Source organism: Enterovibrio makurazakiensis (assembly GCF_050336585.1).
GTDB lineage: Bacteria > Pseudomonadota > Gammaproteobacteria > Enterobacterales > Vibrionaceae > Enterovibrio > Enterovibrio gelatinilyticus.
Genome location: NZ_JAKJSE010000004.1, coordinates 241108 through 256428, shown reverse-complemented (window position 1 = coordinate 256428; position 15321 = coordinate 241108). Strand labels below are relative to the sequence as shown.

At 38.3% G+C, this 15321-nt stretch carries 12 protein-coding genes and 1 pseudogene; all 13 read right to left on the bottom strand.

The window, feature by feature from the left end; translation table 11 throughout:
- Nucleotides 1-37: 37 nt before the first annotated feature.
- The 13 genes and pseudogenes from cysN to L4D06_RS01165 all read right to left on the bottom strand — a co-directional run bounded on the left by cysN (nucleotide 38) and on the right by L4D06_RS01165 (nucleotide 15312).
- Nucleotides 38-1453 carry a sulfate adenylyltransferase subunit CysN gene (cysN, locus tag L4D06_RS01225; RefSeq protein ID WP_429737596.1) on the bottom strand — a complete coding sequence of 472 codons (1416 nt, stop codon included), beginning with the start codon at nucleotides 1451-1453 and terminating at the stop codon, nucleotides 38-40.
- 186 nt (nucleotides 1454-1639) lie between these two features.
- A pseudogene (locus L4D06_RS01220) lies at nucleotides 1640-1891 on the bottom strand (four helix bundle protein).
- A gap of 177 nt (nucleotides 1892-2068) precedes the next feature.
- Entirely contained in the window at nucleotides 2069-2983 is a 915-nt protein-coding gene (gene cysD, locus L4D06_RS01215) for a sulfate adenylyltransferase subunit CysD (RefSeq protein WP_429737594.1), read from the bottom strand.
- A 180-nt stretch (nucleotides 2984-3163) separates the two neighbouring features.
- Nucleotides 3164-3814 carry an ABC transporter ATP-binding protein gene (locus L4D06_RS01210; protein WP_429737593.1) on the bottom strand — a complete coding sequence of 217 codons (651 nt, stop codon included), beginning with the start codon at nucleotides 3812-3814 and terminating at the stop codon, nucleotides 3164-3166.
- Between the two features lie 60 nt (nucleotides 3815-3874).
- Complete coding sequence (locus tag L4D06_RS01205; RefSeq protein WP_429737592.1) at nucleotides 3875-5017, bottom strand: glycosyltransferase family 4 protein; 1143 nt, start codon at nucleotides 5015-5017, stop codon at nucleotides 3875-3877.
- Nucleotides 5018-6049 (bottom strand): hypothetical protein, encoded by a 1032-nt coding sequence (locus tag L4D06_RS01200; RefSeq protein ID WP_429737591.1) that lies wholly within the window; start codon nucleotides 6047-6049, stop codon nucleotides 5018-5020.
- Nucleotides 6033-7109 (bottom strand): stealth conserved region 3 domain-containing protein, encoded by a 1077-nt coding sequence (locus L4D06_RS01195; RefSeq protein WP_429737590.1) that lies wholly within the window; start codon nucleotides 7107-7109, stop codon nucleotides 6033-6035. The genes L4D06_RS01200 and L4D06_RS01195 overlap by 17 nt, the downstream gene beginning before the upstream one ends.
- Nucleotides 7078-8670 carry a glycosyltransferase gene (locus L4D06_RS01190; protein ID WP_429737589.1) on the bottom strand — a complete coding sequence of 531 codons (1593 nt, stop codon included), beginning with the start codon at nucleotides 8668-8670 and terminating at the stop codon, nucleotides 7078-7080. The genes L4D06_RS01195 and L4D06_RS01190 overlap by 32 nt, the downstream gene beginning before the upstream one ends.
- Nucleotides 8670-10799: a CDP-glycerol glycerophosphotransferase family protein gene (locus L4D06_RS01185; RefSeq protein ID WP_429737588.1), complete on the bottom strand. Its 2130-nt coding sequence runs from the start codon at nucleotides 10797-10799 to the stop codon at nucleotides 8670-8672. The genes L4D06_RS01190 and L4D06_RS01185 overlap by 1 nt, the downstream gene beginning before the upstream one ends.
- Nucleotides 10800-10887: 88 nt before the next feature.
- Complete coding sequence (locus L4D06_RS01180) at nucleotides 10888-12066, bottom strand: hypothetical protein (RefSeq protein ID WP_429737587.1); 1179 nt, start codon at nucleotides 12064-12066, stop codon at nucleotides 10888-10890.
- 93 nt (nucleotides 12067-12159) lie between these two features.
- Complete coding sequence (locus tag L4D06_RS01175) at nucleotides 12160-12882, bottom strand: hypothetical protein (protein WP_429737586.1); 723 nt, start codon at nucleotides 12880-12882, stop codon at nucleotides 12160-12162.
- Between the two features lie 30 nt (nucleotides 12883-12912).
- Complete coding sequence (locus tag L4D06_RS01170) at nucleotides 12913-14454, bottom strand: KpsE/RkpR family capsule polysaccharide export protein (RefSeq protein ID WP_429737585.1); 1542 nt, start codon at nucleotides 14452-14454, stop codon at nucleotides 12913-12915.
- A gap of 72 nt (nucleotides 14455-14526) precedes the next feature.
- Nucleotides 14527-15312: an ABC transporter permease gene (locus tag L4D06_RS01165; protein ID WP_429737584.1), complete on the bottom strand. Its 786-nt coding sequence runs from the start codon at nucleotides 15310-15312 to the stop codon at nucleotides 14527-14529.
- Nucleotides 15313-15321 lie beyond the last annotated feature (9 nt).

Here is a 15321-nt window from a genome sequence, read left to right as displayed (position 1 = left end):
CCCCTCTTTTCACAAGGGGGCAAATTACTTATTCTATTTACAGTTTTGTTATATCCAGCGCTTTCCAGTGTGGGAAATGCTTGCGTACGAATACATTAAGATCACGCTCAAACTCACTGGCTTCGACAGCTGGCGTTTTAACATCATCGTTCACAAGTGCACCGCGGATCATACCCGCGCCAACCGTAATATTGTTTAAGCGATCAACGATAATAAACGCACCAGTTAAACGGTTATCTTCGTAACGGTCAAACTGCACTTTCTCATTGAGAGAAAACTGACAACGACCAATTTCGTTCAGCAGCAATTCGTTTGTTTCTTGTTTATCCATCGTATTAACGTCGACTTTGTAGTCAATCGCATCTGCGCTGCCAAATACCGATTTACAACCTACCTTGATAACATATTCACGATCCAGCACTAAGGATTCATCAGACATCCAAACCACATCGGCTTCGAAGCGCGTGGCACTGAATGGCTTCTCATGTGGACGCACCAACATATCACCACGGCTAACGTCGATCTCATCTTCCAACGTCAAGGTTACAGACATACCTGCAGAGGCTTTTTCCAGATTGCCATCAAAGGTGACAATCGACTTCACTTTGCTTTCTTTGCCGCTAGGCAGCGATGCAACCGTGTCACCAACGCGCACTTCGCCAGAGGTCAACGTACCGCAGAAACCGCGGAAATCCAGATTCGGACGGTTAACATACTGCACAGGGAAACGCAGCGCATTGTGTCGCTGGCTATCAATCGAAACCGTGTTTAACAAACGCATAAGCGTCGCACCTGGGTACCACGACATGTTCTCGCTTTCGTTGACAACGTTGTCGCCACGAAGCGCAGAAATCGGCACGAATCGTAGATCTTCAAAACCTAGATCTGCCGCGAATTCACGGTAGTCTTGTTTGATTTTCTTATAAACCGCTTGGTCGTAGTCCACCGCGTCCATTTTGTTCACAGCAACAACGATGTGCTTAATACCCAGCAACGAACAAATGTAACTATGACGACGGGTTTGCACCTGAACGCCATGACGCGCATCAATCAGAATGATCGCCAAATCACAGTTAGACGCGCCTGTGGCCATATTACGGGTGTACTGCTCATGCCCAGGGGTATCAGCAATGATGAACTTGCGTTGCTCCGTCGAAAAATAGCGATAGGCAACATCAATGGTGATGCCCTGCTCACGCTCTGATTGAAGACCATCAACCAAAAGCGCCAAATCAAAGGATTCATCCGTGGTATTAAAGCGTTTTGAGTCTTTCTCAATCGCCGCCATCTGATCTTCAAAAATCATTTTGCTATCAAAAAGCAAACGACCAATCAGCGTAGACTTACCATCATCAACGCTTCCACAAGTAAGAAAGCGCAGCATATCTTTGTTTTCATGAACTCGCAGATACTCTTCGATATCTGTCGCGATTAAATCTGATGCGTGGGACATAAGTGCTCCTACGGAACAAGCTAGAAGCTAGAAGCTAGAAGCTAGAAGCTAGAAGCTAGAAGCTAGAAGCTAGAAGCTAGAAGCTAGAAGCTAGAAGCTAGAAGCTAGAAAAGCTTGTTCCTGAATTAGTTGTTTTCAAATGAATTGATTAATCCGGAAATCATGGCTGAAATTTGCTTTGTTTCTTCAACCCAACCTTTCGCGATTTAAGTAATCAATTTCTATTCCGATATAAATTTGAGTGCGAGCTTCAGCCATAGAGGAACGTGCAATTTCGAGGAAGCGTCGTTTTTATTTGTCACTTGAGCGCGTCATACCTTCCGCTGTATTGCTAGGTACCGATAATGCTGATCGCGTCAACTGGTCTCGAAAACCAAAATCCTTCATCGATTTAGTTTCTATGTAAACATCCGCACACAGCCGTGATGCACGTTTCAAGACATCCAGTTTCTCGAAACTAACAAAACCTCCAAAAGCGTAAGCTGTAAAAAATTGTCATAGTTCTCAGCTAAATAAATTTGTTTTTTAAGTACTTAACTAATCACAAAATGCTCTACCCAGCTCTAACTGATCGCTTACAGCTTTTAACTTAAAGCTATTTCCTAAAGCTTCGCTTTAGAAATACCCTTCCATTTTCTTCTTCTCCATCGACCCTGCAGAGTCGTGGTCAATCACGCGGCCTTGACGTTCAGACGTCGTACAAAGCAGCATTTCTTGAATAATTTCGGTCAGGGTTTCAGCTTCTGATTCCACAGCGCCGGTTAGTGGGTAACAGCCGAGCGTACGGAAACGCACTTTCTTCATTTCAGGTACTTCGCCTTCTTTTAGCGGCATGCGCTCGTCGTCAACCATGATCAAGGTGCCATCACGTTCGACCACTGGGCGCTCTTTCGCAAAGTACAGCGGCACCATTTCGATGTTTTCCATGTAGATATATTGCCAAATATCTAACTCAGTCCAGTTTGAAAGCGGGAACACACGAATGCTTTCGCCCTTATCCACTTTACTGTTATAGATATTCCAAAGCTCTGGACGTTGATTTTTTGGGTCCCAGCGATGGTGCTTATCACGGAAAGAGTACACTCGCTCTTTAGCACGAGATTTCTCTTCATCACGACGTGCGCCGCCAAAAGCCGCATCAAAGCCGTGCTTATCAAGCGCTTGCTTCAAGCCCTCGGTTTTCATGATATCGGTGTGTTTAGCACTGCCGTGTTCAAACGGGCTAATGTTCATATCCAAACCGCGTTGGTTTTTATGAACAATCAAATCAAACTCATATTTCTCAGCAAGACGATCGCGAAACTCAATCATCTCTTTGAATTTCCAATTGGTATCAACGTGCATCAGCGGAAACGGAATTTTACCAGGGTAAAATGCCTTACGTGCTAGATGTAAAAGTACTGATGAGTCTTTACCAATTGAATAAAGCATCACTGGGTTATCGAATTCTGCCGCCACTTCGCGGATAATTTGAATAGACTCTGATTCTAATTGTCTTAGGTGAGTCATTCTTTCTAATGAGCTGTTCATTCCACTATGTCCATTTTTGGTGTTAACTTTTTCAAGCACTTGAGTACACTCACGTGTCATTACGTCTTCAAACAAACACCAACTGAGAGCGTTTAAATACTTACGCTCTCAGCGTCTGTGTTTTATTGGAGTCAATTGACGACTTAAGTAATAACTAAGTAATGAATTCTGGAGGCCAATTTAAAGGGTTTTGTAGATAGAAAGGGCCTCTTCAAGTTCTGCATAAAACCTAAGTTGCCCTTTATGTAAAATAATTGCACTGTCACAAAACTGGCGGATTTCTTTGATATCGTGACTAACCATAATCACGTTGGCTGTTCGACTCTTGTCCAAGAGCGCCTGCTTGGCCTTTCTACGAAAACGCTGATCACCCACTGATGTCGCTTCATCTATGAGGTAGATGTCAAAATCGATCGCAATACAACAACCAAATGCCAACCTAGAGCGCATGCCACTTGAATAACCTTTTACAGGTAAGTCATATTTAACGCCAAGCTCAGCGAAGTCCCGAACTTTCTCTTCATATTCATCGAGATCATCAACGCCATTTACCCTTCCAATAAAACGCGTATTTTCACGTCCAGTCATTTGGGGGTGGATACCTGTAGCCAAAGCTACCGGCCAAGACAAATGTTTGTCTGTTACCACCTTTCCACGATTAGGATATTCACTTCCTGCAATCATTCTGAATAAGGTAGATTTACCGGCACCATTTGAGCCCAAAATTGCAATGTTTCTCCCCTCTGGGAAAATAAAATCTACATTGTCAAAAATATATTGATCGCCGATATCCGACGGGTAAAACTTAGTAAGCTTTTCTAATCTTATCATTGGAATGGCATTTTTGTGATTCAGAAAAATGTAAATATATGGGACGGGGGTTGGACAGACCTACACTACGATTCTCTCGATAGTGTTCAAATAATGCTGAGATATTTTTAAATGACAAAAGTCTTTCTCTGCCTTTTTTCGCCCACGTCGTCCCATTTCAAGACGCTCTAAATGCCCAGCCTCGATCATAGTGATCATCGCTTCTTTTAGTTCAGGTACAGATTGCGGTTTAACGATATACCCTGTTCGGTTATGAACAACCGTTTCACGACACCCGACGTTATCTGTAGTGATAATAGGTTTTGCCATCGCACACGCTTCTATCAAACATTGTGGCACCCCTTCTCGGTAATAAGAGGGTAGCACTACACAGTCCTGTTCTTTCACCACAGAAAAAACATCGTCCGTCTCTCCTAGATAACGCACGACTGTCGTGTCGTTCCAATATTGAAGCTGTGACAAAGGGATTCCTTGAGGGTTCACCTCATCGACAAAACCGAGAAGAGAAAACTCATACTTTGGGACAGCAAAACCAGCTCGCGCTAGCAGCTCATAGTGTTCATGGACAGCTTGAGCCGCGTCAACAAAATCAACAACGCCTTTGTTCTTAAGCATGCGTGCAACGAGAATAAACCGCGTAACACCGTCATTAGGGGCGGCATATGGCTTAAAGTGATTGAGATCAATACCAATTCCATGCACACGTGAAGACTTGTCCAGTAATACCATGCGATTCTCGACATAAACCTTCCAATCATCTGGATTTTGGAAAATAACGTGGTCTGCCATAGGTTGTGTCAAACGGAGTAAGGATTTGCCAAGCACCGTTTTGACGCCTTTTTCGGTAAATATGGAGCCCAGTCCCGCCACGCTATTAATGATTTTCACGCCAAAAAGCTTTGCCGCAGCAGTTGCATAAATGTTCATCTTTGGCGTGAAGTTCAATACACAGTTTGGCTGGATACGATAAAAAAGCTGACAAAGGCTTTTCAACGTATTCCATTCATCCATAAAGTTAACACCCGAACGATCAACTTTAATTGGATGAAAGTGACACCCCAGCGTAACAAGTCTCTCAGAATATCTATCAAAAGGCGCGACAATGTGCACATCGGTTCCGTTCTTCATAAACTCAGTAATTGAAGAACGGAAGAAATTAAAGACAAACCACGAAGTGTTGGAGGTAATCACTATTTTTTTCATTTACAACTCAAATGTGCTTTTGTCAGGTAAAATACCTGACAAATACTGCTGCAAGATAATCGATGCCTTATCAAAATCATCGCCTTTCAACGACTCAGTATCAGTGATACTAAGTAAATTAATGGCGTCTAAATTTTGTATCATCCTTTCCATTTCAGCCGAGGAATTAATGTCAATAGACAACGTATCATTCAATGATGAAGGTGAGAAATTTCCACTAGCTAAATTAGCGTATCGAAAAAGATACTGTGTTGTATCATCCGTCGTTCTGAATCTATGGCTCGACGTTCTGGTTAGTTCTGAGTACTTACAACCCCACAGGTATTCGAATGTTCCCTTTAGGTGTGGCTGAGGAACATGGTTCAACTTCAACCATGTAAATCTGTTATATATCTTTTTCAACGCCAAATTTTTAAGCCGAACACGGCTTGAGTATACTTCACTCAAATATAAACGTTCGTCGAGGTCACCAATATCAAACAATTCATTAATAATGCGAATATTGTTGTTGATAGCAGTGGTACTCAGCAAGTTTTTCTTTTTCAGGTTAGAATAAAGAAAACCTTTCCTTTCAACACACTGATGTATGAAATCAACGGGTTTCCGATCGACAAAAAAACGTTCTTTAGACAATTCAGATAGGACAAACGTATCATCATTAAAAAGAATAAATTGGTCAGCCAAGCCTTCAATTCTATTCAAGCTTACTTCAATAGCATTTGAATTAAACACTGGTAAATGCTCATTAGGAATAAAATCCTCATGCTTAACCACATTCACTTTAGGATGATTCACATCAAGCCAATCTGGCACATGACCATAAGTCACAAAGTGAACTTTATTAACCCACGGTATGAAATATTCAAAAGCACGAAAAATGAAGTGTAGCGATTTCCAGCAACGGAATCGACTTTCCATGTTAGAAATTTCAATGTTATTGACAGAGTGTTTTATTAAATCAGACTTCCACTTTTCATCTTGATGATCGACCCAAAGAATAACTGCATCTATTCTGTCATTGTTCTTTTTCATATGGGCTTGGCTCAGGATATAACAAATCCATTTTCCGTTTGAATATATCGAAAACTTCACTTCCGTTATTGTTTAACTCAACATCATTAATACAAAAACACTTAAACTTTTTCAGTAAAAGTATATTCATTTTTAACTCGAAGAGTTTATCGTCAAAACTCACATAAAAATATGGGATAACTGAAGGTTCAGCCGTTCCGATATGATGCCCGTAGAAGTGTATGAGCGAAGAAACGATAGAGTAGTCCGATTCACTTCTGAACCTCGCGGAGGACGTTACTTTGAATACGTCTGGGTTTTCTTTTTCAAATCGACACAACACGCTTTTCTTAAGTGCAATAGGTGTATGTTGAAACTTTCGGTTTGTTTCATATCCATAACGTTCTCGAAGAAGGTTCCTATTGTTATTTGCAGCAATATCAACTGGGAATGAGTCTTTTCCTATATTATCAGGGATAAATGCGCGATTACTTAGAAAAAATTTTGTCTTTGAAAAATCTTCCGTAAAAAAATCTGTCGGCGAAACATGACTTCTGAAGAAGAAGTCGTCATTCATATAGATGAAATTTTCAGAAAGACCTGGAATTCGATGAATATTTGCTTCAATAGCATGTGAATTAAAAACGGGTAAATTTTTAGTATAAAGGAAAATATCCTTGTGGTCGATCACCTTAACTTTGTCATTGATTGTCAACCACGACGGCACTTGACTATCAGTTACTATATATATTTTATCAACCCATCCTGCATATTTAAAAATAGATCTTAGCGTATATTTCAACTCGTCAACTTGTCTGAATCTAGCACTGTTATTTGATTCATTGATAAAACAATGCTCCTTTCCATGTGCATATCTGTTGCACTTAGATTTCCACTCATCACACTCTCCATCCACCCATGTAATAACAACATCAATTTTTTTTAAAGAACATATATTTAGAATAATATTTTTGGATTTAAATTTCCGATAAAAAACTTCAAATAAGCACGTGGATAAAAGGTAATTTAAAACATTAACAACACTATCTTTAGTTAGTGCCTTTCTCAATAATTTTTTCATATTCTGTGTAAATTTTCTTTTTAAGGAACCTATCAGCATTAACTAATGACTCGTTAGAATATCTCTTTGTATAGAGTAAGGGGTTTAGAATTTGATTAGTTAGCTCGGTGATATCATTCAAATCAACTAAAATACCAGAACCATCTCTTATTATATCTCTCGGGCCATAAGGGCAGTCATATGATAGGCAAGGAACTCCATAACTATTTGCCTCAACGAGAGTCATCCCAAAAGATTCTGCTTTTGATGTGCAAATCAAAAGAGACTTATCAGAGTATATCTGATCTTTATTCGACTCATAGCCCATAAAGAAAACGAATTCACTAACCTCAAGTTCACGAGCCAGCTTTTCAAGTTTACCTCTACTTGGCCCCTCCCCATAGATGTATAACCGTAGCCTGCTATTCTCTTTTATTGCTAGGCTAAAAGCTTTTATTGCATGATCAATTTGCTTGATATCAGTAAGTCTTGCGACGATTACCAATTTTATCTCATCCAACATTAACTTTTCCTCGAATGGGGTGAACTTTTTTTCAACATCTGAAATAGCATTTGGAATTACGATTCCGTTCCTGACTCCATAGTTACCCTTAATATATTCAAGCGCTCCGCTTGTCAAAAAAACCGTTCTATTTAATCTAAATGAGGATTTAATTGCAAACTCAAAAGATGCCATATATTCAGAACCTTGAGATAACCAAGAGTTATGAACCTGCCCTATAGTGGTGGCTTTTGTTTTCAGTGTACTTATATAGTGCAGCATGGTCTGATTAACAGAGATAATCGCATCGCCTTCACCATATCGGCTCTCGATATATCGATTTAATATGTTACTTTTCACAATGTAATTACATGTTCCAACATCTTCGCCCAAGTTTTTAGTGACAACTAATTCGCGAAAAAATCCTTTAAATTTTTCTTCCTGAACACACTGACCATTATGCTTCTTTAATATTTTTGAAATCAGCCCTGAGTTAGTGAATTGAGTCCTTGAAACTTCAATTTCCTCTCTATTCCAGATTTTCTCTAAGTACTTTAAACCTATGCCATTATAGTAATTAGTCTTAGTCTTAACCCCAAACTCATAGTAGCTAACATAATTTAACCTTCCATTTTTAAAACGAAGATCCCTCCGTTTAAATTTCTTGTAGTACTTTTGAATTGAGGAAATAGAACCGTCGCAGTAGTTTTCAATTATTTTGTAATTGAATGCACTATATACCTTTGATACAAGGTCCTTATCACTATTGAAGACAAAATTAACACGAGAAAATGGTTTGAAAATATAACTCGTCACTAGATCAGGTAATCTAGTTGTGATTTTTTTTCCTATGAGAGAAAGAACGCTAACACTTGAATCTATAATGTTTATTTTTGAAAGAGAATTAATATTTGTCACTTTCACTCTTTCATCAAATCTAGAATCTTTACTACCAGAGAACGTGATAACTTCAACCTCATAATCGAGGCCGGCAAAGAAATTAGCCTGTTCAATTAAAACAGATATTGTAGCACCGTTCCCGGCAATTGTTGAATGGCAAAGTAACACCTTATTAGTCATCAAGTTCTTTCCATTAAATCCAGTATCTTTTTTGAATGAGAAATGTTGCTTTTATGAGGAAAGTGACTAACTCTATTTAATGACACTCCATCTTCTATCACTGATATTTGTTTTACTACATCATTAACACTCATACATTTGGGGCCAAAAAGATAATCAGGCTCATGAAATTCCGAGTTATGCTTAGGAAACCTATTGATGTCAAAGTGAAAAAATAGAGTTGGCTTTTCCATATAATGAAAATCCCAAGCAACACTTGAATAGTCAGTAATAAGTATTGACGCCTCCATCAATAAGTCTGCAACAGACTGCTCACCACAATCTATTAGATTAACTTTCGATGATACATTCTTAAAACTATCAATTCTTTCTTTTAACTTTATATGTAAATAAAAATTCACTTCATATTCTTGGTATCTTTCACAAACTTCGTTGATTAGATTTTCATATTCAATAAAATATTCAGTTGAGACGAAATCATCTTCAAACTCCAGCCATTCTCGCCATGTTGGCATGATTAGGATGGTTTTATTTTTACTTGATTTATCAACGAGGTGGTCGAAGCGAGAAAAACCTAACTGAGGGCTTTTATCTTCTGGGTATCCTAATATACTTCTAACGACTTTAGATTCAAAATCATTAGATGTAACAAAAAAGTCGATGTTTTGCTTCGATTTCACACTTAAAGCTGGTTGCCCGCCGCGCATCGCTTTAAAGGCAGTAACACCGTGCTGTAAGAAAATGAATTTCTTTCTATATAATTCATTTAATAGCTTTGTTCTAGGTGCTCGAAAAATATAACCATGCTCTCTTGTCTGTGAGGATATAACTCCATATGCCATGTTCAATAGAAATAGATGCTTAAATGACATGAAATCTACGACATTTCTTAAACCAGCCAAATTTTTATAGTCAGGCGAATCTTTGTCTATTACATAATAAAGGTTCTTGTTGTATTGATTTGCATACTTAAAGAAACAGTAACTATTATCTTGCGCTGTGTATGAATTTGTTTCCCATGTCAACCATATTTTCCCTCTAAACAAAAACCCAAGTGCATTTGCTAAAATTCTAGCACAGAATTCCTTTTGTGCTAGAAATCTACTCTCACCTCTCTGCTTCGGCCGATACAAAATAGAGAGTGAATTTCCATCGTCGAAATATGGTAGTAGTGCTGAATCACCTTTTACAGAAGAGTAAATTAAATTACCCTTCCCTAAAGCTACGAATATTTTTGATTTGTTTTTTAGTTTTTGTATTTTTATAACTTTATTTTCTTGGTACTTAATCATCAAATCATAGTACCCATACTCATAAAAATCTTCATTTTTTATTTCAAATCTAATATTATGGGTGTATTTTGAAACTATTTTTAGTTTAGAAAGCCATGCTCTAAATAAAGACACTTTACTTACTTCTGGTTTTATTAGCTTAACCTCCGAAGTAACTCTATTTACAATCATTAATTCCTGTGTAGATAATGGGTTGTTTACATTTATCCCAATACAATACCCAGACTTATTCCTCTTAACCTTATCTATAACTGCTTTTACATTTAGCTTTGTGTTTGAAGAAAATAAATTATTTCTAACTGTAATTAATAACTCACAACCTTTAACATTTATGCTAACTTCTTTACTTTCAGTTTTAAACACTTTTGCGCTTAATATATCGAAACCACAAACGGAGAATATCGAAAATTTAGTTAAATACTTATTATCACTTTCTCCTTCTAAATATACAGTAAACCCTTCGTCATCTATAGAAACCAAATCCGAATCAGAATGAAATGATTCCCCATCAGGCTTATCAATAATACTAATTAGAAGTGTGTCGTTTTTGGTTTCACCTGAAATTACAGTTCTTCTAATTAGTATCCTTATTACATCGCTATAGATAACATAGTACTTCGATTCATCAATAGAGACTACTACATCACCCTCTGTAATAAGCTGACCTCCAACATAAGCTTTTATTTCAAACTCTAGTGACTCTTTCAACTCCAAACTTTGGGGAAGAATACCTCTTTTCCCATTGAGTTCGATAATAAGCTTATCCGACTTAGATAGTATTCTGATGAAACCGATATCTTTACCATCTTTGATTAGAGCTACTTTTCTTTCATTCATAAATAATCATTCATCAGAGTTTTAATAAATATTCAGCACTCGCACCGACAATATAAAATGGCTTCACTCTATATTGGAACTCACTTCCTCAAACAGGAGTAATAATTTTATTTTTATTTATTATGTTTTCGTATTGATCTAGTTTTGATTTTATACCAACACCTTCTGGATTTGCTTGTTGAGCAAGCTTCATTATTTCATATGCTGTATGAATATTTATATTTTCTAAACTTACAGCTTTCTTGAAGAGGTCGTTGTATGTGATACTCCTAGTCTCAAATTTTGCCAGCGGTTTAATTGATTCCAGTATGTTTATTATTGCCTTATTAGCCATTCCGTCATCCCACACATCCATTTCTTTATCTGGATACATCGAAAAATCGTTCGAGAAAATGTCACCCACTTTGTTTATTTTGAATCTTTCATTCAAGCTCTCGTTTGATAACTTATATTTCTCATAGAATTTCATTGCTTCTTGCTTAGAAGGCAACATCTTCCCGTGATTATCAGTACCTTTTCTTATTAATTTAGTCACAGTATTTTCATGTTTGAAAACCTGATTAATCAAATGACCCACCTTAGTTCTTTCAAACCCATTGGATTCATTTACTTTTTTCGCACTAATTTCAGATGAATCCAAACCTATTGAATACAAGAAGTCCTTAACTACATCTCCTTCTATAAGTTTATCCCTATCAAGAATTCTAATAATAATATTTTCATCACCAAATATATCCGCCCACATGGAGATTTTCTCATTGAAGTCTAAGTAATCAAATACGCCATCACCATGTCGTGGCAACGCTTTCTCCGAATTTCCATAATAAAAAGTCTCTGAGCTATTTATTAAATGCTTTGAACCTTGTTGATGGTGGGAAATCGCCAACTGGTCCTGCCTTCTAATATAGACAACAACACATATATCATCAAAAAAACCTTTGGCTTGACTATATATTTCCATCTTTTCCTTTTCGGAAACTTGCCAAGAAAGGTGTTCACAAGAGAATATGACATTATCATTTAACTCAGACAGTTTTCTGAAAAGTGATTCCTTATCTTTCACTTCAGCATTAAAAGTTCTCTCTTTTTCGTTCCTGCTCAACTGAACCCAACTATAAGGAATTGGTCTTATGTCGCCAAAAATACTCTCACAAAAGTAACTGAAATTATTTTTATCTAAAATATCCTTGGCCGCAAAAAGAGCCCTCTGAATTGAAGTCGACCCAGTTTTATGTCCGCCGATGTGTAGGAATAGTTTCTTTTTCATAATAAAATCTTAAAATTTATGGTTGATATTTCAGGTTGATGAGCAGAAGAATGATCGCAGGTTTTCAGTCAAATACCCCACCCACGCTCAACTTTAACGGTTGAAAATTGTTTTTAATAGATTGTCGATATGTATTTCTCTAACTTCAATAGAGTCAACTAGGTGATGATCAAATGAGGCAGGGATATATTTATCGCAAACCAAGCCATCACTTTCACATATCATTTCATTTATATCAAAATACAAGAAATCATTCCTTTTCGCTTCAATCTTTAGTTTTTCATTAAATGTGAAATGATTAGAAACCCTCTCCAGCACTGAGGGGAACATTTCCGACAATCGTTTTCTTGCCAACCTCACTTCCTCAGCATCTGATATATTTTCAGCGATTATTTTTCCAACATATTTAATCGCCTTCTCTCGATAACCAGTCAAAACAGTTTGATTTACACCTTTCAATATTGTTTTGACTCCTAGGCTTTTCACTTCCTCAACATAGCTTTCAATTAGGCTATTCGCATAGCTTTCGAAATCAACATCCAACTTTTTAATGCATTTCTGATAGTAATAGCCAAGTTCGATATCAACTTGGCCTAGACACATAACAACATAGTCAGGGTTGATCTTTTCCACTCTATTTCTAACCTCAATATTTGTATTGAGTGTTGATTTACGCTTTCCAAAGCCTTTAATTGATGCCCCAGGAATCACATGGACTTCAAAATCAAGCCCTTTATATTTCTCATTTCTGGTCTTCAGCTCACCAGTTAACTCAAAGAATCTCGAATGACTATCCCCAACCACAAAAATCTTCATATAAATCCACTAAAGTCATGTTAACTATTTCTAATTTATTTCATTTATCGTTGAAACGCAGATTCTAAGAATCCAGTACGCAAGAATTAGCAATATAGCTAGTAGCGTAATATTGTAGATAACTGTCGGATACGAATTATCTTCCGGATTTGTCGCCTCTTCCACCAGCACCAAATATTTCAGCTGGCGATATGCTTCTATTCGGGACTTTTCCAGTGAAATCGTCGACGAAGCAAAGCCTTTTAATGCCAGTTCTAGTTCAATTTTCAAATCGGCATAGCGTGCTAATACTTCACTGACAGAAAGCGATACATCTGTATTGCTTTGTCTAAGTTCACTTGTGGTTGTCAGCCTTTCTTTTTCTAGCTTTAATTGGGCCTGCAGCGCATTGATCTGATTCTTCAAGTTGACCACTTGGGGGGCATTGGGGCTCATGATGCTTTGCAGCGCTTTTAACTCGGCTTTTCTTGCTGCAATTTGACCTTCAATGCCATAAGCGATTTTTGCGAGTGCACTACCTTCTGCTTCTGGGTTCAGTAAGTTGTGTTGTTGTTGAAATTTGAGCAAATCACTTTGTGCGCTTTTCAGCCTTCGCTCTATCAAGGTATGCTCTTCTTTGATAAAGGCCAATTGGGCTTCAGCGAGTTGGTGACCAATATTGTTTATATACCACTCTGCTTTGTCTGCAATGGCTTTTGCTAACGTTGTGGCGAAGCTGGGCGTAAATGATTGCGCGGACACTGTAATGACCTGAGATTTTTCGTCAATCTCGACACTTACCCGTGAAGCAAAGTAATCAACAAAATCTTCTATGGTGTCCCAACTATGCATACGGCTAAAGAAATCCGCCTCACGGCTTTCGAAATGCTCTCTCAAATTTAATGTGGAGTTTAAATGCTCTAGCATATCGTTTGAATACACATACGCTTTCACTAACTGTGTATCGCTGTTTGCGGTATTGACACCGAGCCCGCTTAGCAATGCCATGCCTGCATCCATGGTGGCCATGCCGTCCGGTTGCTGCACAATAATTTGAGTGCGGCTTTCATATCGCGGGCTGGCCCAAAAGATTTGATACAAAGCGAAGATAAAAACAGGCAGTACGACAAATAGAATAAAGGGGTGTCGCTTTATATAACTAAGCACCTGTTGTGACTGACTTAACGCTTGAGCTTCCGTTTGTGTTGGCACATTTTCAATGCTCGATTCAATCACTTCGACGGCGACTTCAGTCTTCCCTTCAACCAATGACGATGGTGATGGTGATGATGCAGTCAATTCTTCATCGCTACTTTTTGGCGAAGACAGGACTGGCGCGCTTTCCTTTGGATTTTCATCTTTAACTTGAGTTTGTTTTTTGATTTTTCGCGCAGTTTGAGTCGCCGCATTCTTCTGTAAATTCTGCACGCGTTGAAGAATTCGAATACTTAGTGCGGGATCGGTTTCTTTTACAGCATCTGCTTGACGCGTTAAGAATACCGCATTGTTAAATTGTGCTGGCTTTATTGACTGCTTAAATCTCAAAAATCGCTGTTCTGTCGTTTCTACTTTTTCGATCGTTTCAGTTGTCATAGTTTTGTTCTTTTAATAACTGAATGCATTCTTAATACCTATGTTGGCATGCATTCACCTTTCGCGTTTCCCCTATCGACTAATAGCTTGTTTCCAATAGGTTCGATAGAGCGCGAGCGAAAAGAAGGTTAGCACTAGCGTGCATACGTTAAGGTAGAGCTCACTTACCCCTACAGCGCCGAAGCTTGTATAAGCGGCTTGTCTCGATAATTCAATGGCATGCAAAATAGGGTTCCAGTCAAAATACTTCCATGTTTCTTTGGGAATATCTTGAAGGCTAAAAAACACACCGGAGATAAAGAGTAATGGACGCTGCATCATGGTGCGTACTTTGTCTATTTCTGGAATAAAGGCCCTGCCTATCGCAAACATCAGACCGATGTTAGTAGCCAACAGCCAAATAGCGGTGAGGTTCCACAGTACGGTGAGAGGGTCATCTATTCTCAGTTCTATCCCTAATAGATACATGGCGATGACGATGACGATGACAACGGCAATTTTTACTAAGTATTCAAAACCAACCATGGCAATGGTCGACGCGATGGGTTGAACTTGTCTAAACGCAAATAGAGGCTTGTTCTTCTGAATGCTTCCTGCAGCTGCACTCATAGTTGTAATGAACAACTGAATACACATCATGCCATAAACTATAAATACAAACGTAGGCATAGAGTGCGCTTCCCCGCCATCTAACCGCCCACGCATAAACGACAAAATGAAGATAAATGAAACTGGCTGTATTACCGCCCAACTTACCCCTAGTTTGTCATTAAACTTGCTTTTTATCTCACGCAGGAAGATGGCAAAAATCACATCTCCCCACGTTTTAAGCGTTGAACGTTTTTTTACGATCGCCACAGCGGTCTA